The organism is Sutterella wadsworthensis (genome assembly GCF_003315195.1).
Taxonomy (GTDB): domain Bacteria; phylum Pseudomonadota; class Gammaproteobacteria; order Burkholderiales; family Burkholderiaceae_F; genus Sutterella; species Sutterella wadsworthensis.
In genome coordinates this window covers 17,662-43,452 of record NZ_QNRV01000005.1, presented here as the reverse complement: position 1 = coordinate 43,452, position 25,791 = coordinate 17,662, and the positions used below count along the sequence as shown (strand labels likewise).

The window sequence follows — 25,791 nt, the reverse complement described above, 5'->3', positions numbered from 1 at the left end:
CAGTAAAACTTGCTCAATCGCTGCTAGCGGGTTTCGCATTCAGTTTTAAGCAGAGACTCAAAGTGCCAAGAATCGCGGCACATATCCTCAATGTCGAACTTGGCCTTCCAACCGAAAAGCTTCAATGCCAATGTCGGATCGCACCAGTTGGCAGCGATATCACCGGCACGGCGAGGCGCAAAATGCAGAGGAATTCGGCGACCGCTTGCGTCTTCAAAGGCTTTAACGACCTCTAGGACGCTGTAACCGCGGCCGCAGCCGAGATTAACTGCAATCCAGCCGGTGTGTGAAACTGCATATGGAAGCGCATCGGTGTGGCCCTGAGCGAGATCCACTACGTGGATGAAGTCGCGTACGCCCGTGCCGTCAGGCGTGTCGTAGTCATTGCCGAAAACATTCAGACAAGGCAGCCTGCCGCTCGCAACGCGGGCGATATAGGGGAGCAGGTTGTTCGGAATGCCGTTTGGATCTTCACCGATGAGTCCTGATGGGTGAGCCCCGATGGGATTGAAATAGCGCAGGCATACAACGCTCCATTCTGAGTCTGAACGGCAAAGATCGGCAAGGATTTCTTCAATGTGAATTTTCGTTCGACCATATGGATTGGTCGCTTCACCGGTTGGCTCCGCTTCAGTGAGGGGAAGATGCTGCGGAGTTCCGTAAACAGTGGAAGAGGAACTGAAGATGAGGCGCTTCACGCCGACAGAGCGCATGGCTTCGAGCAGTTTGATTGTGCCAGAGACATTGTTGTCAAAATACTCAAGCGGTTTCCCGACGGATTCGCCTACCGCTTTAAGGCCGGCAAAGTGAATGACAGCTTCAATATGCTCGTTACGAAGTACTTGTTTGAGCAGCGCCCCATCACGAATGTCGCCTTCAATGAACGTCGGCGTGTGACCTGTAATGCGGCCGATGCGATCGACGACACTTCGATCAGCGTTTGAAAGATTGTCATAAAGAATGGGTTCATGACCGGCTTCCAGAAGAGACACGGCCGTATGGGAACCGATGAAGCCCATGCCTCCTGTGAGCAGTACGCGCATAATCGTCCTTATAGTATGTGGGCGTAAAGGCATTCCGCCAACTGCGGCAGCCTATGAAGACTCACTATTTTCCATCGTGTTATCCCGGGCGGCAACTTCAGCGTTGCCTTCTGCTGTCTCTGATTTTGGATTGCTCATGATTCTGCGCCTTCCAACGCTTCACCATGCCGTCCTGACGACTGCAGTTGTCTTTTTAACTATTTCAACTTCGAGCTGGGCTAAAACCCCCAGTGAGGTTCGCGCCGCCTGCCGTGCTGAAGGGCGTCCTTGTGTTGGATTAGTGCTTTCCGGCGGTGGTGCCCGCGGCTTTGCGCATGTTGGGGTTATCAAGGTACTCGAAGAGTTAGGCGTCAAAATTGACGTTATTGCCGGCACATCAATGGGCTCGATGGTTGGCGGAGCTTATGCCGCCGGATTTACTGCCAAAGCTCTCGAAGACACAGTATTGGAGGTGGACTGGAGCAAGATGCTTGCGCCTCGTCCGCAGCGCGACATCTTGTCTTGGCGGCGCAAGCTTGATGATTACAAGAGTCTGCCTTCTGCAGGGATTGAAATCAGCAACGATGGTACGCCGCGCTTTCCCGATGCTTTTGTGCCATCAGAAGAATTGGATCTTTTTTTGGCACGAAAAACAGCGTCTTCAGCGATGGTTGAAGATCTTTCCATGCTGCCGATCCCCTTTGCGGCGCCAGCAACCAATCTTGTTACTGGCAAGCGTGTCGTCATGCAAAAGGACTGCACACTGAGTCAAGCGATGCGTGCGTCAATGTCGGTGCCGGGAGCCTTTTCACCAGCCAAACGGGGCGATGATCTTTTGGTCGACGGCGGATTGGTTGACAATCTGCCGGTTGAGCTTGCCCGAGAAATGGGGGCTGACATCGTCATCGCAGTTAATGTCGGGACCCCGCTCAGCGGGCGAGAGCAACTCAACGATGTGGTCGGTGTAATGTCGCAGATGGTAAATCTGCTGACCGAACAAAACGTTACGGCCTCTCTGGCCAGTCTTTCCGATCGCGATATTCTTATTCGTCCGGAACTGAAGGACTATACGTCCGCAGATCTTGACAAGAGCCGTGAAATCATTGCTGTGGGAGAGGCTGCCGGTCGAGCTGCAGCCGATCGCCTAAAGGTCCTTGCTGTTGGCCGTCAGGAATGGACAGCATGGAACCACGCTCGCACACAGAGTTTCGTCAACTTCGACAGAAGTCCGAAAGTGATTACGGAAATCCGAGTCGCACAGCAAGGGGATGCGGCTGTGCCGCCCGAAAGAATTGTTGAGCGTGCGGCTGTACCTTCGGGGCGTGCTGCTGATCGCGAGCGCTTGGATGATGCAGCACGTACGGTGTGGGCCGATGGTTACTTTGACAGTGTTGTTTATCGGTTAGATCCGGGACCTGACGGATCGGCAGCACTCGTCATTGAGCCCAAGGAGAAGCGAGCCGGCTATTCGAGTGTTCGTCTGGGCGGGTCTTTGGAAACGGACTTCGACAGTGTGAGTACCTACAACCTGCTTTTTGCGCACAGTTGGCATCTGCTGAATGCATGGGGAGGAGAATGGCGCAATGAAATTCAGGTTGGCGATAAACAAAGATTTCTTTCAGAGTTCTATCAGCCGCTGGGTACAACCTTGCCGCTCTTTATTCAACCGAGTATCTCGTATGAACGTATGCGCTTTGATAGATATTCCGGTCACGAAGCCGTGGCGCAGTGGAGGAGCACGTTTGTAGATGCCAAAGTGCTTTTAGGCTGGGAACTCGCGCGATGGGGTTATGCCGGCCTATCTACAGGGTGGCTTTCTTCACATACAGATATTGAGATTGGCCGCGATCAGCCGCCTTGGCGGCGAAAGTCAGCTCCCTATATCGGTGCTGAGCTGATGCTTGATACGCTCGACAGCGTGAGTTTCCCGACGGAGGGCATGCGGCTACAGGTGAATGGGAAACGCTCTAATCAAGCCGTCGGACTGACGGAGTCCAATTACATGTTCGGTATTAATGCGCTGGTGCCGTTTTCTGTGGGGCGTTGGACTTCTGTGTTCGAGGGAGAGATCGGGCGTTCTTCAGTCGCTGGAATGTACCAATTGGGCGGAGCAGGACGTATGCCAGGCGTGCCTTATGGCCGGTGGTCAGGCTCGCGGCTGGAGTATGTAAAGGCTTCGCTGATGCGCAATGTTTCCGATTGGATGCCCATTCGCGTGCCGGTGTGGATTGGCGGAGCACTTGAGGCAGGGCGTGCTTGGAATGATGTGCATGGACTGTCGAGCAATGATGAGAATGATCGCGCGTGGGCCAAGTCCGTTTCAGCATCGATCGGTGTTGACAGTTTGATTGGTCCCATCTTTTTAGTGGTTGGCCGCACGAAGGGAGAGGGCACCTCTATTTATTTCCGTTGGGGATATAGACAATAGAGAGCAAACGGGCGTCGTTCCAGCCGAACGGCGCCCGTATCTACGATGAATAGCGGCTAGTCTTCTAGACTCCATTTGCCGTGACGCGGCACTTTATCGACGGCAAGTTTTAAGGCTTTGAGCGAGACGTTAATCTCGCCAGCAAAGAGAAGCGCAGAAAGAACGATTAGAAGAACTGCCGCAACGAGGATGCAGCTTTCGAGGATGTGGATGTCAAGATCGAGAAAGCGAGCACTCACGCTGACCGCAACCAGAATGGCTGAAAAGAAAGCCGAAAGCGCAACGGAGAGCATGCCGCGACGCAGCAGCGATGCACGCATGTAGAGAAGATCGATTTCAGTGTCTATTACTGAGCGGATGATGGAATTATCGATGTTGCCTTCGCGTTTAGCCATCAACTGACGAATACGGTTCGTCGCATGGTTGTAGCGATTGGTCATGCAGATCATCAAGAGTCCTACGCCGGAAATTAAGGTAATCGGCGCAAGTGCTAATGAGAGCGAGTCATTAAATTCGGTGATGGTAAGCACGTGACGTCTCCTTAAAGGCCTGGCTCTTTCGTTTTGCCGGGCAAATGATCGATGGCTGTTTCCAGAGCATGAAGCGAAAGGCGAACTTCCAGACTGAAATAAATCGACGAGGCGACAATCAGTGCCAGCGCGAATGCCAACCAGATTGAGGAGAGTGTGACGAAATTGAGGTTCGAAAGGTGTGCGGCAACGTTTGTTGCCACAATGAGGCCCGAGCAGACATCCGAGAGCACGAGGCTCAGCATTGCTCGGCGCAGATAGCGCGAACGACGGAAGATCAAGTGGATTTCGAAATCGAGATCCGGTTCTTTTTCGTAGTCACCGTCTTCACGACGTTTGAGGAGTTGACGCACACGATCGGTCGTGTGGTTGTAGCGGGCAGTCATGCACAGCAGCATGAGGCCGACGCCGGAGATAAGCGTCACCGGTGTAATCGAATTGGTGAGCAAAGCGGCAAAGGAGTCCATGTCAAGAGACCTTAGGTCGGAGGTTTAGGCAATTTACGACTTGTTTATTGGTTTTGTTTTTCAGCGGGGGCAGAGGCCGCATCACGAAGGAAGGCGGCTACCTTTGGCGCAACGATACGTTTGAAATCGTCGGTCGAAATAATGATAGAAACATCGCGTGAGCCAGCATTGAAGGCCAGTTCGCTATAACGCGTGAAGAGTGTCGGATCGCAGATGAGTTCAAGATCGGGATGAAAACTCACTGGCGGTACGGCGCCAAAGATGCATCCCGTTAAGTCCATTACTTCATCTGGACTGGCGAGCGAGGCACGACGTCCGCCGACTGCTGCGGCAAGCTTGCTGAGATCGGCTTGCATGTCGGCCGGAAGAACGCCGAGGACATGCTTTTTTACGCCGTTGCCCTTCACGGTGCAGCAAAGCGCTTTAGCGCCCTGACCAAGTTCAGTGCCGCGGATTTCGGCTACCGATTGGCTCGATTGGCCGGCGGCAGGGTGGTGAATGACGCGGAAGTGCGCGCCGCCTTCGGTGAAAAGCGTCGTCAGACGCTCAAGAACGTTGTCGATCATCGCTAAAAATGCAAGAAGGCTCGCCGACGAAGGCATCCGTGGAACGGACGCACAGGTAGGAGAGCCTCAAGAACCAAAAAAGGGGAGGCGCAAGAGTACGCCTATTCAGCCGCAGATGCGAGTGAACTGGCGGAAAAGTTTGTAGACCTCTGCAGGCGTGGGCCACCTAATGTGGCCATAATGAGGTCCTTCGCAATTTTTCGACAATTGAAGATACAACCGACCGGAACTTCCCTGACGCAGATCAAGCTATGGCAAAACCTTTGGAAACATTCCTCACAGAACCCGGCACCGTACTGGCATTTGATTTTGGGCTTGCCCGCACCGGTGTGGCAGTGGGCAATACCGTTACGCGAACAGCAGAACCGCTCGTTATTCTGGATGCGTCTACCAATGAGTCGCGTTGGCAGAGTATTGAAGCATTGATGTCTGAGTGGAAACCGAAATTTCTCGTTGTCGGCGTGCCCAGACTAGGGGACGGTAATCCGTCAACGCTCACGGCTCGCTGTGAACGTTTCGCCCGTCAGCTTGGCGGTCGTTATCATCTACGGGTCTTTACTGTCGACGAGCGTTTCTCTTCGGTGGAGGTCGCCCAAGGGCGCGACCACATTGATGATCGCGCGGCCGCCGTCATTCTTGAACAGTTCTTCCATGAAGCCGTTACGGTGGCAGAGTGAAGTAGAACTATCCGTCAATTCCATTCATCTCTTCCAAAAAGAACGCCTATGCGCAGCATCGTCGGGGGCGCGCGGCTTATTCTGCTCGCCGTTGTCATTGTTATTCTTTTCTTTCTTGTGGTTGGCATTTTTCCCGTAGTGCCAGACAGTATGCGTGTGCGCATGGTCAAGCGTTGGGCGCCTCGGCTTCTCCGAGTTTTAGGCATCCGCCTTGATGTCAAGGGCCGGATTCCTAATGCTGAGGCGGCTTCAGGGTTGCGTGAAGACGGACCCGGCTACCTTGTCTGCGCCAACCACATATCGTTCGCTGATATTTTTGTGCTGGATTCCATTCTTCCGGTGCGCTTCATCGCTAAAAAAGAAATTTCAAAGTGGCCGATTTTCGGACTGATTTCCAAGCACGTAGGAACAATCTTCATCGATCGCTCAAGCCGCCGCGCGATTGTTGATGTTGTGGAAGTTATGGACAAGCACCTTGCCCGCGGCGAGAACGTACTTTTTTTCCCGGAGGGGACAACGGGGCCGGGCGATGCGTTGCTGCCTTTCTATGCGAATCTCTTTTCGGCTGCCAAACCTGCGGAATACAACGGAATTGAGGTGCTTCCGATTACGCTGAAGTACTCTGTGAACGGCATACCCTCAACGATGCCGTCTTATGCATCAAGGGATCTTTTCACCGTATTAAAGGATATTGTCAGAACGAAGAACGTTTCGGTTGAAGCAACGATCCTTACGCCGATTAAAGCAGCGGCCTACGACCGGCGAACCCTCTGTGCAGAAACCTCCCGTGCCATGGCTGAAGCGCTTGGCTGGCCGGATGCCACAGCCGCCAAGGCTGAGGCACTTCGTGCAAAACTTGCCAAAACCGGAACAGAAAAAGCTTCAGCAGCTGAGTAGATGCTGACAGCAGTCTCTTAATGCTGGGGAATTCAACCAACGCCCGAAGTATTCAATATGCTTCGGGCTCTTTTGATGATTTACTTTCGCTTCAGTCTTTTTTATGTTTTTTTGAAAAAGCGAGTGGGTTGGCCCAGCAGGGGCATTTTTCCTGAAAGATGCGGCGATCCGGGAAGCGAACGGCGGTAAGCTCGCCACCCCAGAGACAGCCGGTGTCTATGGCAACCAGATTGGGGCGGTTGATGAGGCCCAGCATTGACCAGTGCCCGAAGCATATGGTGTGGTCGCAGAGCAATCTATGTTTGTATTCAAACCAAGGGACCCAACCTTTGGGGGCAGTGCCGGCCCCTTCTTTTAAGTCAAAGTCAAGCTCCCCTGTGAGGGCATTGACAAACCGCATGCGAGTAAACCCATTGAGAATCGCACGCATGCGTTTTTCACCCGTCAGATCGGGTGACCACTGCGTATTGCCGTACATGCCTTGAAGCCAACGCTGCCACTGAGGGCCAGCGAGCGCTTCGTGAGCTTCCTGAGCGAGTTTTTGAGCAGTTGGAAGATCCCATAAAGGATGAATGCCGGCGTGAGCGAAGAGAACGTCTCCTTGTTCGATGAGAAGCGGTTGGTTGCGCAGCCAGTTAATTAATTCGTCGCGATCCGGCGCAGATAGGATATCGGCAATGGTGTCTTTCTTATGCATTTCGCCTGCGCCTGCCGCAACAGCAAGAAGGTGGAGGTCATGATTGCCGAGAATTGAGCGGGCGCGACTGCCGAGATTTTTCACAAAGCGCAGTGTCTGAAGGGATTGCGGACCGCGGTTAACCAGATCCCCAACAAAAAGCAGCTCTGCATCTTGCGGGAGCTGTGTAAGCAGTTCTTCAAGACTTTCAAGGCACCCCTGAAGGTCGCCGATGGCGAATAAAGTGCCAGACGATGATGTAGAGGTAGTTGAGCTCACCATACAAAGACGCTCCAGATGTCGATGGAATCTTGAAATAAACGTACTTGCCCGAACAGGCTCTGCCGCGTTAAGCTCGATCCCGCTTCGGTGCTGCGGTCGCCCGGAATTCTATTTCGCGCCGCCTGCACTGTCAGTTATTTTTCATTGACTATCCCATTCAATTCCATGAAGCCCGTACGCAAAGTTGTATTCCCGGTCAACGGTCTCGGCACGCGATTTCTCCCCGCCACTAAGGCAATGCCTAAGGAAATGCTGCCAGTCGTGGACAAACCCTTGATTCAGTATGCTGTTGAGGAAGCTGCGGCTGCGGGCGTTACTGAAATGATTTTCGTCACCGGTCGCAACAAAAGGGCGATTGAGGATCATTTTGATACCTACGCCGAACTGGAACGCGAACTCGAAATGAAGGGTAAGCAGGAACTCCTTGAAATCGTGCGTGAGATCGTGCCGCCTGGTGTTCGCTGCATCTACATTCGTCAGCCGCAGCCGCTCGGCCTCGGTCATGCGGTGTTGTGCGCTCGGCCTGTTGTAGAGAACTCGCCTTTCGGCGTTATTCTTGCTGACGATTTGATCGATGCTGGCCGTTCCTGCATTGGTCAGCTGATCGAAGCGCGTGCTCGTCAGGGCGGGGGGGCGGTTTTGGCCGTTCAGGATGTGGCGCCTGAAGAAACCAAGAAGTACGGCATCGTGAGTGTGGACGACGCTGCTCAAGGAACACCGCGTCTTCGCGGTATCGTGGAAAAGCCTGAGCCAGCCGTGGCGCCTTCGCGTTTGGCGGTGATTGGCCGTTATGTGTTTGAACCGGAAATATTCGATTATCTCGAAACGGTTTCGGCTGGTATCGGCGGTGAAATTCAGCTCACCGATGGTATTGGAGCTTCGCTTGAAACCGTGCCCACCTACGCGCATCGCTTTGAGGGTACGCGTTTTGACTGCGGCAGCAAGCAGGGCTTCCTTGATGCGACTATTCACTTTGCACGCAAGCGTGGCTTCCGCATCGGCTGATCGCGAAACGAACTAACCGATAAAAGGCTCCCGAGAGATTAATGACCTCCGGGAGCTCTTTTTGGGGCGGGAAGCGTGCAATCTGCGCACAAAGGAAAGGTTACGGTTTGAGGCTGAATTTGCTGTCCAAATGGCGACGGAGATCGCTGCGAAGCTGTTCGAGCTTAGCGGCGTAGTCTTCATCAAGGTTGCCTGGCGTTTGGTCATTCACAAAACGGCCGAGATTTTTGGCGCCCCAGAACGCGGCGGTATCGTCGTCAAGCGTTTTGAAGGCCGTCATGTATTTATCCCAAGTGGGATTGGATTTTTCGCCCGCAGCGCGAGGAAGCCCGTCACCTAAGTCACCGCGTCCCATGCCGACCCAGCCAGCGTTCATGATGGTGAATATGCCTTTGCCTTTAAGCAAGCCTTCAAGACCATTTTGAGCATCCCGGTAAGCGAATTTCTTCTGAAAAACGCGCTCCATATAGCCCTTAACGATGGTGTTCGGTGTGTCGTGCCAATTTGGATAACAGAAGACGATGAAGTTAGCGCTGCGTACATACATCATTTCTTCGGTGATATCAGCTGGCGTTTTGCCGAACCCGTCTTTGGCCTGATAGAAATTTTCACGCGTAAGAATCGGGTTGAAGCCAATGGCGTAAAGGTCACGCAGCTCTACGTCATAACCCTTGTCCATGAAATGCTTCATGGCCGTATTGACGAGATCCCATTCAACAGATTCGCTTCGCGGATCGCCCACGACGAAGAGAACGCGCTTAACACCCGGGCGAAGGGAAAAACGATTGGGCTTCACGCTCTGACGGAGGGCCTGCGGAACCACGGATGCGGATGTGACAGCATCAATATTCTTGGGTATGACGGCAGCGCTCTTGGCCGTACGGCGGCTGGCGCCCGATATGCTGTCGGCAGCTTGAACAGTCAATGCGGAAAGGGTAAGCGCAAGAACGACAGCAGGAATGGCGGGTTTCATAAAGGGGTGGCCGAAGATCAGAGCGGTACGAACGACAATCTCGAAGATATCGCGCGGGCTGCTCTTGTTAAACAGCTGTTGTGCAGCAGGAATGATTAAGCGTTTCGTACTTTTTGGAGAAGTGCAGTGGTAGAGCGCAAATGTTCAAAAGTGATCGTTACGCAGCGTCCGCCCCAGCTGGCGGCGAGCTTCGCCTCCGGCAGGTTTTCGGGTTCGTAGTCGCCGCCCTTGACATAGAGATCTGGGCGAGCCAGTTCAACGGCCTTCAGCGGCACTTTGTCCGGAAAGACAACGACAAGATTAACGGATTCAAGTGCAGCTAGCACAGCTGCACGATCTGCTTGCGTATTGATCGGGCGGTCGTCGCCTTTGCCGAGCAGCTTCACGGAAGCATCACTGTTCACGGCGACAATGAGACTAGCGCCTAGTGCACGGGCTTGTGCAAGGTAGGTAACGTGTCCGCGGTGCAGGATGTCGAACACGCCGTTGGTAAAGACGGTCGGGTGAGGCAGAGCCGCGGCTCGTTCGGCCAGGTCTTCAAGTCGGCAGATTTTCTGCTCAAAAACGGGAGGTGGACAGCGCAGACTCATTGGTGTCAGGAAAAAATTAGTTAAGAGCGAATGAATGCAGTCATCCAGTCGGAGCGCACAGCGGAAAGCAGATCCTTTGCTGTTCGCGTGCTGTCGACACATGCTTCAGGCTGGCATTTGCCGTCAGTGCCGAGCAGAACCCGTTCTGGGAGTCCGGCGGATCGACCTGCTGTGCAGTCCCCCGGCTTATCGCCGAAAAGGATGGATCGAGAAAGATCGATGTTGAGGTCCTTTGCTGCGTCCAGAATCATTCCGGGCTGAGGTTTGCGGCAGCGGCATTCACGCCGGTAGAGGCCCAGTGCCTTTTCCGGGTGGTGCGGGCAGAAACGAACAGCGGCAATTGGAGCCCCCGCCTCCGCAAAGACGCCGCACATCCAGTCGGTGAGTGCATGAAAGTCTGCTTCAGTGTAATAGCCTCGTCCGATACCGGATTGATTGGTGACGACGACCAGCAGAAAACCTGCATCCGTGAGCATTCGAGCGCCCTCAAGGACGCCCGGCACCCATTCAAAATGCTCTCGGTCGTGTACGTAGGCGTGATCAATGTTGATCACGCCGTCACGGTCAAGAAAAGCCGCACGTTTCATTATTCAACAGTCGGGTACTCTTCGAGGAGCACCTTCATGTAATCAGTCGTGCCTTCGGTCACTGTACGGAAGTTGACATCGCACCCAGCGGCTCGCAGCTTCGTGAGGTTTGCCTGTGTAAAGGCTTGATATTTGCCTTTAAGCGCTTCGGGGAAGGGGATGTATTCAATTTCGCCCGCCGCTACGGCGCCCTGCAGCGTAAGCTGCTCTTTACCCTCGCTTGCTCGAATGCCGTTGACCACGGCAAGCGACACGTTGTTGAAAGGTTCAGCTCGGCCGGTGCCGCAGTTGTATATGCCGGAAACCGGTTTATCGAGGAAGTGGAGCAGTACTTTACAGACGTCTTCCACATAGACGAAATCACGGCTTTGTTCACCGTTGCCGTAGCCGAGACAGCCTTCAAAGAGCTTCACTTTATGATCACGTCGGTACTGGAAGTACTGATGGAAAGCAACGCTCGCCATACGGCCTTTATGTTGTTCGTGCGGACCGTAGACGTTGAAGTACTTAAGCCCTACGACTGGCGCACGAAGAAAACTGAGTTCGCGGCGAAGGACTTGATCAAAGAGATACTTGGAGTAGCCGTAGACGTTGAGCGGCCCCTCATATTGAACTTCTTCAATAAATTCCGTGTGAGCGCCGTAGGTGGCGGCTGATGACGCATAGATGAACGGAATTCGCAGTTCCTGAGCCCAGCGGTAGAGCTGGAGTGTGTAGCGGTAGTTGTTTTCCATCATGTAGCGGCCGTCAGTTTCCATGGTGTCGGAACAGGCTCCCTGATGGAAAATCGCGTCCGGGCGCGGTGCAGTACTGGCTCGTACCCGCTCGATGAAGTCGCGTTTATCAAAATAGTCTGAAATTTGGCACTGAGCCAAATTCTTAAATTTGTCGCCTTTTTCAAGATTGTCAACGGCAATAACGTCGGTGATGCCGCGGCGGTTGAGGGCGATGACGTTGTTGCAGCCGATGAAGCCGGCTGCGCCCGTAACGAGAATGCTCATCGCGTGAAAATCTCCGAAAAGGAATACTAGAGCTCCGATGAAATCGGCGCGGATATTGATAATTAAATGCGAGATCTCTGCGGTTGACGATCAGCCGAAGAGCTCCTCATAGGATACTGCGGCTGTACCGAGCTTCCCGACGACAATGCCGCCAGCACGATTGGCAATCTGTACAGCTTCCTCAATTGGCATGCCGGTAGCAAGCATGGCGGCAAGAATACCGATGACGGTGTCGCCGGCCCCGGAGACATCGTAGACTTCGCGCGCCTGAGCCGGCACAGTAAGTTGGCCTTGAGGACCGAAAAGCGTCATGCCTTCTTCGGAACGTGTAAGGAGCAGATAGTCAAGCTCAAGTGCCTGGCGCAGATTCTGTGCGCGTTCGATAAGCGAGGCTTCGCTTGTCCAGGTGCCAACAACCTGCCGGAGCTCAGCGCGGTTGGGTGTAATGACAGTGGCGCCGTGATAGCGGCTGTAGTCGTCCCCTTTGGGGTCGACGAGAATGGGAAGTTTGACCGCTCGGGCTTCGGCGATCATTGTGGAAATATGAGATAGACCGCCCTTGCCGTAGTCCGAAAGTACCAGTGCTTGATTGGTGGTAAGCAGTTTCGAGAACGTGCCGAGATGGCGCTTGAGCGTTTCTTCTGCTGGCATTGCTTCAAAGTCACATCGTACGAGCTGCTGCTGCCTGGCGACTACGCGCAGCTTCACCGTGGTTTTAAGCGCTGGGTCGAGTTCGAGTTCAGGCTGGATGCCTTCTGCACGCAGAAGTTTTTCGATGCTTTGTCCGGCTTCGTCGTTGCCTACTACAGAAAGAAGCGTTGACGATGCCCCTACAGTAGCTATGTTGCGCGCGACATTTGCCGCACCGCCGAGACGCTCTTCGGTTCGAGTGACGCGAACGACGGGGACAGGGGCTTCAGGAGAGATGCGTTCGGCGTCGCCGAACCAATAGCGGTCGAGCATGGCGTCGCCAGTAACGAGGACGTGTGCACGCTTGAGTTGAGCTAGATCCATGGATTGTTCCTTTGGCCGATACGGTAGAGCAAGTTGTTATTCCGCGTCTGAGGTTTTCCCTTGTTGACGGCAACCTTCGATACTCCAGGACTCCGAAAAAAGCGGCGTTAACGGATTTGTGTGGCCGATTGTATCGGTCTGATGCCCCGTTCGGGGAGCGCATTTTCGCGCACTCGTGCTGATTTTGGCGATAACAGCCGCGAATGGATGTTAACGGTCTTTTTTATCCGCTCTTGGAGAGCTGCGCATTGGCAACTAAAATATCAGCCGCAAAATAGGATCGTCTGCGCTGCAAACGTGCAAAGCGGTCTTCGTGAATTGCATTCAATAAAGAAGGAGTCCTTTCATGCAGGTTGATTCATCCATTTTCAAGGCTTACGACATTCGTGGTGTCGTCGATAAGACGCTCACGGAGGACGTAGCCCGAGCAGTTGGTCGGGTTTTAGGTAGCCTTGCGGTGGAAGCCAATGTGTCGGCATTCTGCGTGGGACGTGATGGCCGTCTGTCGGGCGAACGGCTGATGAACGCACTGGTCGAAGGGATTGCAAGTACCGGCATGAAGGTGCTTGATGTGGGGGCGGTGCCGACTCCGGTCCTTTACTATGCAACGAAGTATTTCAATTGCGGCACTGGTGTGGCCGTTACGGGTTCGCATAATCCGCCCGAGTGGAACGGCCTCAAGATGATGGTCGCCGGAATTACGCTTTTTGCCGATGCCATTCAGGACATTCGTCGCCGAGTGGAGGCGCAGGATTGGATTGAGGCTACCGTTCCGGGGGGCGTTGAGAAGGTTGATGCAGTCACCCCCTATATTGAAAAAGCGCTTGCAGGCATCAAAATCGGGCGCCGACTCAAGGTAGCAGCCGATGCTGGCAGCGGAATTGCGGGCCCCGTAATGCTGCAGCTGCTTTCGAAGCTTCCCGTCGATGTCGTCCCGCTTTTCTGCGAACCTGACGGCCGCTTCCCTTTCCACCATCCGGACCCTTCCAAGCCTAAGAATTTGGAGGACCTTATTAAAACGGTCAAGACCGAGGACTGTGACTACGGCTTCGCATTGGATGGCGACGGTGATCGTTTGGGGGTTGTTACAAAGCAGGGCGAAATCATTTTCCCGGATCGCCTGATGATGCTTTTTGCCGAAGATATTCTGAAGCATCATCCGGGTGAACCCATTGTGTATGACGTTAAGTGCTCACGAAAGCTTGTCGACTGGGTGAAAGCTAAAGGAGGCGTTCCGACGATCAGTCCGACGGGGCACTCACTGGTGAAGGCAAAACTGCGCGATACGCATGCACCCTTTGCAGGGGAAATGTCGGGGCATCTTTTCTTCAATGACGAGCGTTGGACGGGGTTTGACGACGGACTTTATGCCGCTGTGCGCCTTTTGGAAATTCTTTCGCGTACCGACGATCCGTCAGGCGTTCTTTCGAAACTTCCTAATGCGGTGAATACTCCGGAGCTCCAGATTCCGATGGCAGAAGGAGAACCCAAGCGCTTCATTGAACGGTTGCGCGCCGAAGCCGGGCAGTTTACCGACGCGGCGGATGTGATTAAGGTCGACGGTCTGCGTGTTGAGTGGAAGGATGGCTTTGCTTTAGCGCGTTCATCCAATACTACGCCTGTCGTCGTGCTGCGCTTTGAAGGCGATACGCCCGAAGCGCTCAAACGCGTTAAAACCCGCTTTATCGAAGTGCTTCGCAGTATCGAACCTAATTTGGTCATTCCTGAATAAAAAAGTCCATGTCTTCCTCCCCTTCGATTCCATTTCTGCGCGAAAGCGCCGCCGGAGATGCGTCACAGGCTGTAGCTTGCGGCATCAAACTTGATCTTTCTCGTCAACGACTCACGCATGGCGATCTTGAGGGACTCTTCAAATTCGCTGCTGAAAAAGATCTGCTCGGAGCTCACGCACGGATGATCCGTGGTGAGTGCGTCAACGGCAGTGAAGGACGTCCTGCGCTCCATACGTCGCTGCGCGCGTTCAGTTTGTCTGCTCCGCGCTACGCGGAGGTGTCTCAGGAACGTCGCCGACTTTTTGATTTTGCACAGCGAGTGCGTGACGGCCGTTGGTTGGGCTGCCGCGGCGACCGTATTGTGGATGTGATCAATATCGGCATTGGCGGCTCCGAGATGGGACCGAAGGCTGTCTGGCACGCATTGCAGACAGCCAGTCCAGATATTCATCTGCACTTTTTGGCGAGCGTTGACGGGGTGCTCTTGGATCGCATTTTGGCGGCCTGCAATCCGCGTTCCACGCTCGTGATCGTTTCGTCAAAAAGTTTCAGTACGCGAGAAACGCAGGTGAATGCTACGGCGGTTGATCAATGGCTTCTTGACAACGGCATAGTTGGTGCAGACCGCAGTCGCCATATGGTGGTGGTTTCGGCTAATCCGCACGCGGCTGAAATGATGTGCCTGCCGCTTGAAAATCAGTTCGCCATGTGGAACTGGGTTGGCGGACGCTTCTCCGTTTGGGGAGGCATTGGGCTGCCCGCGATCATCGCGCTGGGCCCCGAAGCCTTTCAGGAGTTCCTGCAGGGGGCAAACGAAATGGATCGCCATTCGCTCGAAGCCTCTATCGATCAGAACTTGCCTGCGCTGCTTGCACTGACAGCGTATTGGAATTCAACAGTACTGAAGATCCCGACGCACTGCTTGTTGCCTTATGACGAACGTTTGCGTGTACTTGTGCCGTGGCTGCAGCAGCTGCAGATGGAATCGCTCGGCAAGAGCCACGGCATCAACGGCGAGCGCCTCAAAGGACGTACGGGCATGCTCGTCTGGGGTTCCAACGGCAATGAAGCTCAGCACAGCTTTTATCAGTGGCTGCGCGATGGGACGGGCAGCACGAGCATTGATCTCATTTGGAGTGAAATGCCCGGACATCGCTATGCCGAACACTATCGAGTGCTTTTAGCCAATGCTCGGGCACAGGCCGAAGCGTTGGTCGCTCGAGATCCGAAGGCTCCGTATTTCAATGCCGTGTCAACGATTGTGCTTGATGCCGTCACGCCGCGGCGACTTGGCGCCGTGATGGCGATGTATGAGCACAAGACAACGATGCTCGGCACGTTATATAACATCAATCCGTTTGATCAGCCCGGTGTTGAACTTGGCAAACGGCTCTCAAAGTTTGCAGAAACCGGCGCTGATCCTAAGAAGCTGCTTGAGGAAGCTCGCGAGTGAAGAAGATCCTCATCATCAAGTCCTCTTCGATGGGGGATATCATTCACGCGCTTCCTGTTGCCCATGACATCCGACAGGCGTTGCCTGATGCGCGAATTGATTGGGTGGCAGAGGAATCTTTCGCAGATATTCCCCCGCTTGCCCCGGCGGTTGAAAAGGTTTACGTCACGGCCTTTCGCCGATGGCGCAATTCCCCGTTCTCTGTGAAAACTCGCAGAGAGGTCAGTGCATTAAAAGCTGAGCTGCAGGCCGAACATTACGACATTGTCATTGATATTCAAGGTCTGATTCGCTCGGGACTGGTTGCCCGTTGGACGAAAGCGCCGACAGTGGGCTACACGCGGCAGACGATTCGTGAACCCTTGGCAGCCTTTTTTTATCAGCAACATCTCGATCTCCCCGAGGCATTGGGCGCCGTAAAACGCTACCGGATGGCCGCCGCACAGGTGTTGGGATACACAATTGATCCCGAACATGCGGTGTTTGGACTGAAAGCCTGCGGCACCGCGCCGCTGCAAACATCAGGACGGACGGCGGCATTTGCGGTCAATACAAGTCGAGATGAGAAACTTTGGCCCGAAGACCATTGGATGAAGCTCGGATGCGCGCTCGCGAAGGAGGGTATTTCGCCCGTCTTTTATTGGGGAGGCGCCAAAGAGGAAGCCAGGTGTCGCCGAATAGCTGCCGGGATTCCCGGCGCCGCAGTGGCGCCAAAGGCCAGACTAAGGGATGTGGCGGCTGGTTTGGCGCAAGCGCAATTAATGATTGGGGTCGATACTGGGCTAACCCATCTGGCTGCCGCGATGGGTATCCCCAGTGTGGGGATCTTCGTGGCGACACCGACCGCTACGTTGCGCCTGATTGGCGACGGCCCAGCGGAAAGCTTGGGCGGCATCAAGCAGATTCCGAGCGTTGAAGATATTCTGGCCGCTGCGCATCGCGTGATGGCTACTGAGACAAACTAATAATCATGAAAATCACTCCGGGCATTTATCGTTCCGTCTCTACCGTAGCATTGCCGTTGGCGAGCCTCTATCTGATGTGGCGTTCGCGCCGGCAGCCGGCTTATCGAGACTATTGGGATGAGCGCTTCGCCTGGGGAACGTATCCGCTACGCACAGAACGTCCCCGTGTGTGGATCCATGCGGTGAGTGTCGGCGAAACGAATGCTGCTAAGCCGCTTCTGGAGGCCATGCTGAAGTCATGGCCGGAGTGCGATGTTGTGCTGACGCACATGACGCCGACCGGCAGAGAGGCGGGAAAGCGCCTCGTGAGATTGGCGCCCGAGCGGATACGCCAGTGTTATCTCCCATATGATGCGCCTTACGCTGTTGAAAAATTTGTCCGCCAAGTACGGCCGACGCTCGGGGTCATCATGGAAACTGAAGTGTGGCCCAATCTCATGCACGAAATGACGGCTCACGGGATTCCTGTGGTGCTTGCCAATGCACGAGAAAGTGAAAAGTCGCGAGCGCAAGCTCAAAAGGCCATTGAAGTCATGGGACCGGCCTTCGGAAGCTTCGCTGCCGTACTGGCTCAAAGCGACGAGGATAAGGCACGCTTGGAAAGCCTCGGCGCCAAGGATGTTTTAGTCACAGGCAGCGTCAAGTTCGACATTGTTCCTGATGCGTCACAAATGGCGGCAGCAAAGGCCTGGCTTACTGTGCTTTCGCGACCGGTAGTGCTCTTGGCTTCCACCCGAGACGGTGAAGAAGCCGCTTTTCTGGAAAGCTTTAAAAAGCATCCGGCATTGCTGGCAGAGACTCTCGTCGTAGTAGTGCCGCGTCACCCGGAACGTTTTGAGCGCGTGGTAGAGCTTTTTGAATCGGCGGGTCTTAAAACGATTCGGCGCTCGACACTCTCAACGGCAGAAGACCTTCCCGCTGACATTCAGATCGTTGTGGGCGACAGTATGGGAGAAATGAGCTTTTACTGCGGGTTGGCTTCCATGACAGTGATGGGCGGTTCATTTGGTCCTTTCGGTTCGCAAAACGTTGTGGAGCCGGCAATGGCTGGGTCGCCCGTCGTGGTTGGACCGTCGATTTTCAATTTTGAACGCATTATCCGCGAAGGCATTGCCGCTGGCGGTATGGTCCAGGCGACGGATGCGGAAGCAGCAGTTCTTCAGCTGGAGCAGTGGCTCAAGCACCCAGAGGAACGTAACGCAGCCGGGGCGGCAGCTAAAAATTTCGCGCAGAAATGCGCCGGCGCCACGGCTCGCATGATGACGGTATTGGAAAAGCTATGGACGTATGCACGCAAGAACGAATCCCGAATGTCCTGACGATAGCGGGCATTGATCCCTCTGGGGGAGCAGGACTGATCGCCGATGTGAAAGCAATCAGTGCTCTTGGCGTTTACGCGGCGGGTGTGCCAACAGCACTTACCGCCCAAAATACGTTGGGGGTGCAAGGTGTGCTGCCGATTCCGGCCGCTTTCGTAAAGGAGGAGCTTGACAGCGTTTTCTCGGATCTCACTATTGATGCCGTCAAGGTGGGGATGCTCAATGATGGCGAAGTTATCGCTGTTGTTGCTGCAGCGCTTCGTCGTTACGCGCCGAAATGGATTGTCGTTGATCCGGTGATGGTCGCTAAAAGCGGTGACAGACTGCTTCGCCGGGATGCGCTTGAGGCGCTTAAGCATGAGTTGCTGCCGCTTGCTTCCGTTATGACGCCCAATCTTCCAGAAGCAGCGGATCTTTTAGGGCAAGCGGAGGCGAGTACTTTTGAAGAGATGACAGTTCAAGGCGAGGCTCTGTTAAAAACCACCGGCGCCGACTGGGTGTTGATGAAGGGCGGGCATTTAAAAGGACAGGAGTCCGATGACTGCCTAATGAGTCTGACGGAACGTCATTGGTTCTCTGCGCCTCGAATTGCCACAGAGAACACGCATGGCACGGGCTGCACACTTTCATCCGCGATTGCAGCAGAATTGGCGCGTTTGAATGATGTGCCAAAGGCCGCAGCGGCGGCCAAAGACTATGTTGCTGGTGCAATTGCCCATGCTGATGAGCTTGAGGTTGGTGCGGGATACGGGCCAACACATCATTTCTGGCAGTTGTGGTGTTAACACATTAGATGAAACAAAATGTTTCTATAGGAAATGGCACTATTGACTAAATTCTTAAAATTGGCAATAATTTCCTTCTCGGCGCATTAGCTCAGTCGGTTAGAGCAGAGGAATCATAATCCTTGTGTCCGCGGTTCGAATCCGTGATGCGCCACCAAATTTCAAAGCCCGGTCCGCTTAAAAGTGGTTCGGGCTTTTCCATATGGATCGACGGAGGTTCTCTCCGTCCGTCAATGAATTCCCCGCCATTTTGCCGCTGCCTTGCCTGTCGAAATCGATGGGAATGGAATACAGCGGTGCAACGCCACCGGATATAAACCGTGTCTGCGAAAAAACTTTATCTGCGCAGCTTTGGCTGCCAAATGAACGACTACGACTCCAACCGCATTGTTGACCTTCTAGGCGAAGCGATGCAGCTTGAAAAGACTGATGATCTGAATGAAGCAGATGTGGTTGTCCTCAATACTTGCTCAATCCGAGAAAAGGCTCAGGAGAAGGTTTTCTCCGATTTAGGCCGCATTCGAGAGGCTAAACGGGATCGTCCGGACATGATGATTGCTGTGGGCGGATGTGTAGCTAGTCAGGAAGGTGCTGGCATTGTGAAGCGCGCACCTTGGGTTGATGTGGTGTTTGGACCGCAGACGATGCATCGTTTGCCGGAAATGCTCGGCGAGCGTGCTCGAACAGGCAAGCCGCAGGTTGATGTGAGCTTTCCTGAAATTGAGAAGTTTGATCATTTGCCGGCGCCTCGTGCAGAAGGTGCTGCGGCTTTTGTATCCATCATGGAGGGGTGCTCAAAGTACTGCACGTACTGTGTGGTTCCTTATACCCGCGGTGAAGAAATCTCTCGTCCGCTCGTTGATGTTTTGGTAGAAGTTGCGCAGCTTGCCGATCAAGGCGTCAAAGAGGTGACGCTGCTCGGACAGAATGTCAATGCCTATCGGGGTGTGACGCCAGAAGGCGATGCGGCAGACTTCGCGATGCTGCTCGAATACGTGAGTGAAATTGATGGTATCGAACGCATTCGCTACACGACGAGTCATCCGCGCGAGTTTACGCAGCGTCTGATCGATGCCTACACCAAGCTGCCGAAGCTTGTGAGTCATGTGCACCTCCCCGTACAGGCCGGCAGCGACCGAATTCTCACGGCCATGAAGCGCGGTTATTCAGTGCTCGAATACAAATCCATCATTCGCCGTCTGAAGGCTGCACGCCCAGGTATTGCCATTGCGACGGACTTTATCGTCGGATTCCCGGGAGAAACGGCTGAAGATTTCGAGAAGACGATGCGGCTGATTGATGATGTTGGATTTGATGCTAGCTTTAGCTTTGTCTATAGTCCGCGTCCTGGCACGCCTGCTGCGCGTCTGCCCGATGAAACGCCTTACAGCGTGAAGCTCGAGCGTTTGCAGCGACTGCAGCGAAAAATCGATGACAACGCCGCAGAAATCAGCCGTAACATGCTCGGTAAAATCGAACGAGTATTGGTGGTCGGGCCTGCCCGCCGCGGTGAAGGGATGCTTTCGGCACGCACGGATAACAACCGTATCGTCAATTTTGCGGGAGACCCGTCGCTGATCAATCAGATGACCAATGTGCGAATTACGGAAGTGTTTCCGCATACGCTCGGCGGCGAACTCGTCGATTAAACGGCGGCGTCTTCAGAATGGGAGAATTTCCGCAATGACTAAGGAAGTGATGCATCCGAAGGCGGCTGCAATGGAACAGTTGTCTTTTTCCGCAAGTGCTGGTCAGACGGCGCTCGCGCATTTATGCGGTCCGCTCGACGAGAATCTGCGGCAAATGGAAACCATTCTGGGCGTGAAAATCGTCCGTCGAGGCGAGCAGTTTCGAGTGTCGGGCGAGAAGCATGCTGCGCATAGAGCGCTGCGTGCGCTTGAGGTGCTGCTTGATCGCGTTGCGCGTACCGGAGCCGAACTCACGCCGAATGATATTCAGTGGCACTTTGTGGGCGGAGACGACGAACATCGTGCAAAGACGGCCAATGCTGATGAGGTGAGTGCTGGGGAGGTGCTCCTCAAAACTCGTCGACACGATCTGCGAGGACGTACACCCAATCAGCGGGCTTATCTGCAGGCGATTCTCAGTCACGACATCAGCTTCGGCATCGGTCCGGCTGGTACGGGTAAAACTTATCTGGCGGTTGCGGCGGCTGTTGATGCATTTGAACGAGGAACGGTCGAACGAATTGTTTTGACACGTCCGGCAGTCGAAGCAGGCGAACGTCTGGGATTCCTGCCGGGGGATCTTTCGCAGAAGGTGGATCCGTATTTGCGGCCGCTTTACGATGCGCTTTTTGACCTGATGGGATTTGACAAGGTTCAGCGCCTGATGGAGCGACAGTCCATTGAGGTGGCGCCGCTGGCTTATATGCGCGGCCGTACGCTCAACAACGCCTTTGTTATTCTCGACGAAGCACAGAATACGACGGGCGAGCAGATGAAAATGTTTTTGACGCGCATCGGGTTCGGGTCCAAAGCGGTAATTACGGGCGATATTACGCAGATTGACTTGCCTCGCGGCGTGCTCTCCGGGCTAAAGGAAGCAGCAAGAGTGCTCCAAGGTGTTCGCGGCATCAGCTTCACGCACTTTCGCTCGAGTGATGTTGTGCGCCACCCGCTGGTGGCGCGCATTGTTGAGGCTTATGATGCGGCAGCTGTTCGTGATGAGATTGAACGGCGCGCAGAGCGTGAGCATCGTAAAGCAGAAGGAACGCGCTCCGCAGAAAAGGACTTGCATCATGCATGAATTGACACTTCACCTGCAGCAGGCAGGATTGTTCAAGGATAAGCTTCCGCATCGCAGTACGATGGCTCGCTGGATCCGTGCCGCGTTGGAGCTCGACGGAGAATTCACCGTTCGCTTTGTTGATGAAGAGGAAGGCCGCGAACTCAATCATCAATTTCGCCGCAAAGACTATGCGACAAATGTTCTGACGTTTGACTATCAGCGTGAGCCTGTGGTGATGGCAGACATCGTCATCTGTCCAGCTGTATTGGAGCGTCAAGCCGCCGAACAGCAAAAACCGCTGCGCGACCATTTGGCTCATCTTCTCATTCATGGCGTGCTGCATGCGCAGGGTTACGACCATCTGGACGATGAGGAAGCGGAGGTCATGGAGGCGCGCGAAACCGAAATCATGGAGAGCCTTGGGTTCCCCAACCCCTACAGCGACCGCATTGGTATGGTCCACGATTAAAACGAGGCGGCGGAATTCGCGAAGCGGCGCTAAATGCCGTTAATATGAAAGTTCCGCATGCCGCAGAAAACTCCATGTCCTCCGAACCCCATTTAGAAAAAAACAAAAGCTTTCTTGACCGGCTGACTTCGGCCTTTCGTTCCGATGAAGATGCCGGCGACGCTAAACAAGACCTCATTGGCGCACTTTCTGAAGCGCGCGCGGACGGTCTGATCGGATCTGATACCTTCTCCATGATGCAGGGCGCGCTCGAGGTTTCCAGCCTGCGTGCATATGACCTGATGGTGCCGCGCGCTCAGGTGGATGCTGTTGATTTGGAAAAGCCTACCGACGAAATGATCCGTACCGTGATCGCCTCCGGACATTCTCGGATGCCGGCTGTTGAGGGTGATCTCGACAATGTGCTCGGCGTGCTTCACGCCAAAGATCTCTTGCAGCTTTTGCTCGATCCCTCTCGTAATGTAAAGTCACTGCTTCGTCCCGCGCGTTTTGTGCCGGAAAGTCAGCCGCTGAATGTGCTGCTGCGTGATTTCAAGGAAACTCGGAACCACCTCGCGCTGGTCATTGATGAGTTCGGCAGTATCTCCGGTCTGATTACGATTGAAGATGTGCTGGAACAGATCGTGGGCGACATCAGTGATGAGTTTGATCACGACGACAGCAGCACCAACATCGTGGCTGAGGACAACCATTGGCGCGTACGCGCCGTTACGCCCATTGAGCAGTTCAACACATTTTTCGGAGCAGACTTGGTTGACGAATACTGCGAAACTATCGGCGGTCTCATTACTGACCGATGCGAGCATGTGCCGCAGATAGGCGAAGAGATTGTAGAAAAGGGTTATCGATTCCGCATTCAGCGCGCAGATGCCCGTCAGGTACAGCTGCTCACGGTTGAGCGCGCCTAAAGGTTCAATTTTCAGGCATGCGGGCGTTGACACTTCTTCGCACGAAATCGATCGCTGCGCGCTGCGTGCTTTGCCTTGTCAGCGGCGCGATCTATGCGGCGGCATTCGCTCCGTGGTCAGCACATCTGTGGGGGCTGACGGCCCTGCTTTTCGGACTGGGGTTAATTGTTTCTGCACAAAGACCGGCCCAGGCGGCATTCTTTGGGTTTTTATTTGCACTCGCGGCTTTCACTATCGGATTGGAATGGTCGGTGCGCTCAATGCATGAGTTCGGTCGCTTGCCGCTCGTGCTCGCTTGGGTAGGAGAGGTGCTGCTTGCGGCTGTCTGTGCGCTTTGTTGGGCGGCAGCGGCGTGGGTGGCTATATGGCTCACTCCTTCGCGCAAGGCGCTTCGATGGATTGCACTCGCGCTGACACTTACAGCTGCAGAATGGCTTCGCGGAGCTGGGGGATTGGACTTTGGCTGGCTGACGCCGGCTTTAGCCACACTCGACACGCCATGGGCATCGTTAGCTCCATTGGGCGGGCCGATGGGGGTAACGTTCGCGCTTTTGCTTTCGCTGACTGGAGCGGGCGCTTTGATGACGTTTCTTTTCAGTGCCTTTCGTCGCAGGCGTTTGGAGGGCTCTGAAACCGCTCTGGCTGTCGGAATTGCAATTGTTGTACTAGGACTTTCGTTTTGGAGCGGGCGACAGCTTTGGTCGACGCCAGGACCCGCCGTGGCACTTCGTTTGGTGCAGATGGATCTGCCGGTGGTTGACGGCTGGACACGTCCAGACTCAGTCACTCGACTCGTCGAAACCACAAAATGGATGGAGACGCCTTGGGAGGCAGCGCAAAAGGATCTGACGCGTGTTGTATTGACGCCCGAAGGCATTCTGTCGGCTGATTCCGTTCGCCCGAGTGCAGCCCTTCGTGCGGCCATGGGGAACTTTGCGGCTGCGGCTCAAGGACCGGTGCTCTTCAACGGATTTCGCCGAGGAACCGAAGGAAACTGGTACAACAGTGCATTCTTTGTGGATGCTGAAAATCGTGTTGCGACCGTTGACAAACGTAAGCTCGTGCCGTTTGGGGAATTTATTCCGGCAGGGTTCCGCTGGTTTGTTGATCTCTTAGGGATTCCGCTTTCTGATCTTGCTTCTGGGAAGCCCGAGCAGCCCAATCTCAATCTCGGCCGCGGCATTTATGCGGGGCTATTGATCTGCTATGAAAATATCGATGGTGAGGTACTCCGCAGCTTCTGGGCAGATCCAGAAAGGGACCCAGGTATCTTTTTTGTGACGGCCAATTTGGGGTGGTTTGCACCCTCCATCATTCCGCAACACCTCGACATGACAAGACTGCTTGCACTGGCCTCTGCTCGGCCAGCGGCATCTGTCAACATGAATGGACGCTCGGCGGTAGTAAATGCCCGCGCAGAGGTTGTCTTTCAGGCACCGGTTTCGGGACGCGCTGTGCTGGATGCGTCCTTGCCGACGGGTATCGGCAATCCGACGCCGTTTGTTCGCTGGGGAAATATTCCGACGGGGATCTTCTGGGGGTGTCTCCTCCTGCTTTGGGCACTGATGCGTTTGCGCGGTCATTTTTCGTCAAATAGGACAAGCCGTCAGGCTGAGGGCTGAGGCATTTCTTTGCGATGGGATTCCTGCCGAATCAAAGGGAATCGGTCCTTAGGTCGATATAATTAGCTTTTTGCGTTGAGCGCCGTGCTCTTGAGCAGCGCTTTCCTTCAAATTTGCCGCCGCCCGCAGAGGGCGGCGCGGACAAAACGATGATTACTTTTCAGGAAGTGATCCTGCGCCTGCAGGAATACTGGAATCGGCAGGGCTGCGCGCTGCTGCAGCCGATCGACTTGGAAGTCGGCGCCGGCACCTCCCACACCGCGACGTTCCTGCGGGCTCTTGGTCCCGAACCCTGGCGCGCTGCTTATGTTCAACCCTCGCGTCGTCCGAAGGACGGCCGTTACGGCGAAAATCCCAATCGTCTGCAGCAGCACCATCAGTATCAAGTGGTTTTGAAGCCTGCTCCTACGAACATCGTCGACCTTTATCTGGGCTCGCTGCGTGCATTGGGGGTCGATACGGAAGTCAACGATATCCGCTTCGTCGAAGACAACTGGGAGAATCCGACGCTCGGCGCCTGGGGCCTCGGCTGGGAAGTCTGGATGAACGGGATGGAAGTGACGCAGTTCACCTATTTCCAGCAGGTGGGCGGTCTCGAATGCAAGCCGATCACGGGTGAAATTACCTATGGTCTTGAGCGCCTGACGATGTACCTGCAAAACTGCGACAACGTGTACGACTTGGTGTATACGACATGGAAGGAACCTGACGGTTCTGAGCGCGTCCTCACGTACGGCGACGTCTTCCATCAAAACGAAGTCGAACAGTCAATTTACAACTTCGAAAAGAGTGACTGCGACAAGCTGCTCGGTCAGTTTGATTTCTATGAAGGTGAAGCCAAGCGTTTGATGGATTTGAACCTCGCGCTTCCGGCTTATGAAATGGTGCTCAAGGCCGGGCACACCTTCAATCTCCTTGACGCGCACGGCGCCATTTCTGTCACAGAGCGCGCGCATTACATTGCCCGCATCCGCACGATTTCCCGCAGTGTTGCGCAGAGCTACTACGACTCGCGCGAACGCCTGGGCTTCCCGATGCTTAAGAAGTCTGAAGTCTGTTGAAACGCAAGGG

General features: G+C 54.5%; 25 protein-coding genes and 1 tRNA gene. 16 read left to right on the top strand and 10 right to left on the bottom strand.

Annotated features, from left to right (window positions below; all coding sequences use genetic code 11):
* Positions 1-23: 23 nt before the first annotated feature.
* Positions 24-1,043 carry a UDP-glucose 4-epimerase GalE gene (galE, locus tag DES29_RS03930; protein ID WP_016475197.1) on the bottom strand — a complete coding sequence of 340 codons (1,020 nt, stop codon included), beginning with the start codon at positions 1,041-1,043 and terminating at the stop codon, positions 24-26.
* A gap of 136 nt (positions 1,044-1,179) precedes the next feature.
* Here galE and DES29_RS03925 point away from each other — a divergent pair, with 136 nt between their 5' ends.
* The gene (locus tag DES29_RS03925) at positions 1,180-3,450 is read left to right on the top strand and encodes a patatin-like phospholipase family protein (RefSeq protein ID WP_021994887.1); all 2,271 of its coding nucleotides are present in this window, start codon (positions 1,180-1,182) and stop codon (positions 3,448-3,450) included.
* Between the two features lie 56 nt (positions 3,451-3,506).
* Here the strand turns inward: DES29_RS03925 and DES29_RS03920 are convergent, their stop codons facing one another.
* From DES29_RS03920 to DES29_RS03910, 3 genes are read right to left on the bottom strand one after another with little or no spacing between them, the layout of a single operon-like run.
* Positions 3,507-3,980, bottom strand: a complete 474-nt coding sequence (locus DES29_RS03920) for a DUF2721 domain-containing protein (RefSeq protein ID WP_005429460.1) — start codon at positions 3,978-3,980, stop codon at positions 3,507-3,509.
* Between the two features lie 11 nt (positions 3,981-3,991).
* The gene (locus DES29_RS03915; RefSeq protein ID WP_005429461.1) at positions 3,992-4,447 is read right to left on the bottom strand and encodes a DUF2721 domain-containing protein; all 456 of its coding nucleotides are present in this window, start codon (positions 4,445-4,447) and stop codon (positions 3,992-3,994) included.
* Between the two features lie 44 nt (positions 4,448-4,491).
* Complete coding sequence (locus DES29_RS03910; protein ID WP_113854498.1) at positions 4,492-5,013, bottom strand: YbaK/EbsC family protein; 522 nt, start codon at positions 5,011-5,013, stop codon at positions 4,492-4,494.
* Positions 5,014-5,264: 251 nt separating this feature from the next.
* Here DES29_RS03910 and ruvX point away from each other — a divergent pair, with 251 nt between their 5' ends.
* Together ruvX and DES29_RS03900 are read left to right on the top strand one after the other, a co-directional pair.
* On the top strand, positions 5,265-5,690 hold the full coding sequence (gene ruvX, locus DES29_RS03905) for a Holliday junction resolvase RuvX (protein ID WP_016475191.1): 426 nt from the start codon (positions 5,265-5,267) through the stop codon (positions 5,688-5,690).
* Positions 5,691-5,738: 48 nt separating this feature from the next.
* A complete protein-coding gene (locus tag DES29_RS03900; protein WP_016475190.1) occupies positions 5,739-6,587 on the top strand; it encodes a lysophospholipid acyltransferase family protein in 849 nt (282 codons plus the stop codon).
* A 91-nt stretch (positions 6,588-6,678) separates the two neighbouring features.
* Here the strand turns inward: DES29_RS03900 and DES29_RS03895 are convergent, their stop codons facing one another.
* On the bottom strand, positions 6,679-7,545 hold the full coding sequence (locus DES29_RS03895) for a symmetrical bis(5'-nucleosyl)-tetraphosphatase (RefSeq protein WP_005429465.1): 867 nt from the start codon (positions 7,543-7,545) through the stop codon (positions 6,679-6,681).
* A 165-nt stretch (positions 7,546-7,710) separates the two neighbouring features.
* Here DES29_RS03895 and galU point away from each other — a divergent pair, with 165 nt between their 5' ends.
* Positions 7,711-8,550, top strand: a complete 840-nt coding sequence (galU, locus tag DES29_RS03890; protein ID WP_016475189.1) for a UTP--glucose-1-phosphate uridylyltransferase GalU — start codon at positions 7,711-7,713, stop codon at positions 8,548-8,550.
* Between the two features lie 100 nt (positions 8,551-8,650).
* Here the strand turns inward: galU and DES29_RS03885 are convergent, their stop codons facing one another.
* The 5 genes from DES29_RS03885 to rfaE1 form a co-directional block, all read right to left on the bottom strand.
* The gene (locus tag DES29_RS03885) at positions 8,651-9,523 is read right to left on the bottom strand and encodes an NAD(P)H-dependent oxidoreductase (RefSeq protein WP_113854488.1); all 873 of its coding nucleotides are present in this window, start codon (positions 9,521-9,523) and stop codon (positions 8,651-8,653) included.
* Between the two features lie 95 nt (positions 9,524-9,618).
* Positions 9,619-10,113 (bottom strand): adenylyltransferase/cytidyltransferase family protein, encoded by a 495-nt coding sequence (locus tag DES29_RS03880; protein ID WP_016475188.1) that lies wholly within the window; start codon positions 10,111-10,113, stop codon positions 9,619-9,621.
* Between the two features lie 20 nt (positions 10,114-10,133).
* Positions 10,134-10,700, bottom strand: a complete 567-nt coding sequence (gmhB, locus tag DES29_RS03875; protein ID WP_005429469.1) for a D-glycero-beta-D-manno-heptose 1,7-bisphosphate 7-phosphatase — start codon at positions 10,698-10,700, stop codon at positions 10,134-10,136.
* Positions 10,700-11,701, bottom strand: coding sequence for an ADP-glyceromanno-heptose 6-epimerase (gene rfaD / locus DES29_RS03870; protein ID WP_021994884.1), 1,002 nt, complete (start codon positions 11,699-11,701; stop codon positions 10,700-10,702). Before rfaD ends, gmhB begins: the two co-directional genes overlap by 1 nt.
* Positions 11,702-11,791: 90 nt before the next feature.
* Positions 11,792-12,715, bottom strand: coding sequence for a D-glycero-beta-D-manno-heptose-7-phosphate kinase (gene rfaE1, locus DES29_RS03865; RefSeq protein ID WP_005429477.1), 924 nt, complete (start codon positions 12,713-12,715; stop codon positions 11,792-11,794).
* 346 nt (positions 12,716-13,061) lie between these two features.
* Here rfaE1 and DES29_RS03860 point away from each other — a divergent pair, with 346 nt between their 5' ends.
* The 12 genes from DES29_RS03860 (at position 13,062) to glyQ (ending at position 25,781) form a co-directional block, all read left to right on the top strand.
* The gene (locus tag DES29_RS03860; protein ID WP_016475187.1) at positions 13,062-14,447 is read left to right on the top strand and encodes a phosphomannomutase/phosphoglucomutase; all 1,386 of its coding nucleotides are present in this window, start codon (positions 13,062-13,064) and stop codon (positions 14,445-14,447) included.
* 8 nt (positions 14,448-14,455) lie between these two features.
* Positions 14,456-15,901, top strand: a complete 1,446-nt coding sequence (locus DES29_RS03855) for a glucose-6-phosphate isomerase (protein WP_016475186.1) — start codon at positions 14,456-14,458, stop codon at positions 15,899-15,901.
* Positions 15,898-16,866, top strand: coding sequence for a lipopolysaccharide heptosyltransferase I (waaC, locus tag DES29_RS03850; RefSeq protein ID WP_113854487.1), 969 nt, complete (start codon positions 15,898-15,900; stop codon positions 16,864-16,866). The genes DES29_RS03855 and waaC overlap by 4 nt, the downstream gene beginning before the upstream one ends.
* Positions 16,867-16,871: 5 nt before the next feature.
* A complete protein-coding gene (locus tag DES29_RS03845) occupies positions 16,872-18,185 on the top strand; it encodes a 3-deoxy-D-manno-octulosonic acid transferase (protein WP_016475184.1) in 1,314 nt (437 codons plus the stop codon).
* Positions 18,146-18,970 (top strand): bifunctional hydroxymethylpyrimidine kinase/phosphomethylpyrimidine kinase, encoded by an 825-nt coding sequence (gene thiD, locus DES29_RS03840; protein WP_113854486.1) that lies wholly within the window; start codon positions 18,146-18,148, stop codon positions 18,968-18,970. Before DES29_RS03845 ends, thiD begins: the two co-directional genes overlap by 40 nt.
* A gap of 80 nt (positions 18,971-19,050) precedes the next feature.
* Positions 19,051-19,127: transfer RNA gene (locus tag DES29_RS03835), tRNA-Met, on the top strand.
* Positions 19,128-19,290: 163 nt separating this feature from the next.
* Positions 19,291-20,619 (top strand): tRNA (N6-isopentenyl adenosine(37)-C2)-methylthiotransferase MiaB, encoded by a 1,329-nt coding sequence (miaB, locus tag DES29_RS03830; RefSeq protein WP_038025254.1) that lies wholly within the window; start codon positions 19,291-19,293, stop codon positions 20,617-20,619.
* A 34-nt stretch (positions 20,620-20,653) separates the two neighbouring features.
* Positions 20,654-21,739: a PhoH family protein gene (locus tag DES29_RS03825; protein WP_016475181.1), complete on the top strand. Its 1,086-nt coding sequence runs from the start codon at positions 20,654-20,656 to the stop codon at positions 21,737-21,739.
* Positions 21,732-22,190: an rRNA maturation RNase YbeY gene (gene ybeY / locus DES29_RS03820; protein ID WP_005429490.1), complete on the top strand. Its 459-nt coding sequence runs from the start codon at positions 21,732-21,734 to the stop codon at positions 22,188-22,190. The genes DES29_RS03825 and ybeY overlap by 8 nt, the downstream gene beginning before the upstream one ends.
* Positions 22,191-22,264: 74 nt before the next feature.
* The gene (locus DES29_RS03815; RefSeq protein ID WP_021995263.1) at positions 22,265-23,098 is read left to right on the top strand and encodes a CorC family transporter; all 834 of its coding nucleotides are present in this window, start codon (positions 22,265-22,267) and stop codon (positions 23,096-23,098) included.
* 17 nt (positions 23,099-23,115) lie between these two features.
* Positions 23,116-24,720, top strand: a complete 1,605-nt coding sequence (lnt, locus tag DES29_RS03810; RefSeq protein ID WP_021995264.1) for an apolipoprotein N-acyltransferase — start codon at positions 23,116-23,118, stop codon at positions 24,718-24,720.
* Positions 24,721-24,869: 149 nt separating this feature from the next.
* Positions 24,870-25,781 (top strand): glycine--tRNA ligase subunit alpha, encoded by a 912-nt coding sequence (glyQ, locus tag DES29_RS03805; RefSeq protein ID WP_016475178.1) that lies wholly within the window; start codon positions 24,870-24,872, stop codon positions 25,779-25,781.
* Positions 25,782-25,791 lie beyond the last annotated feature (10 nt).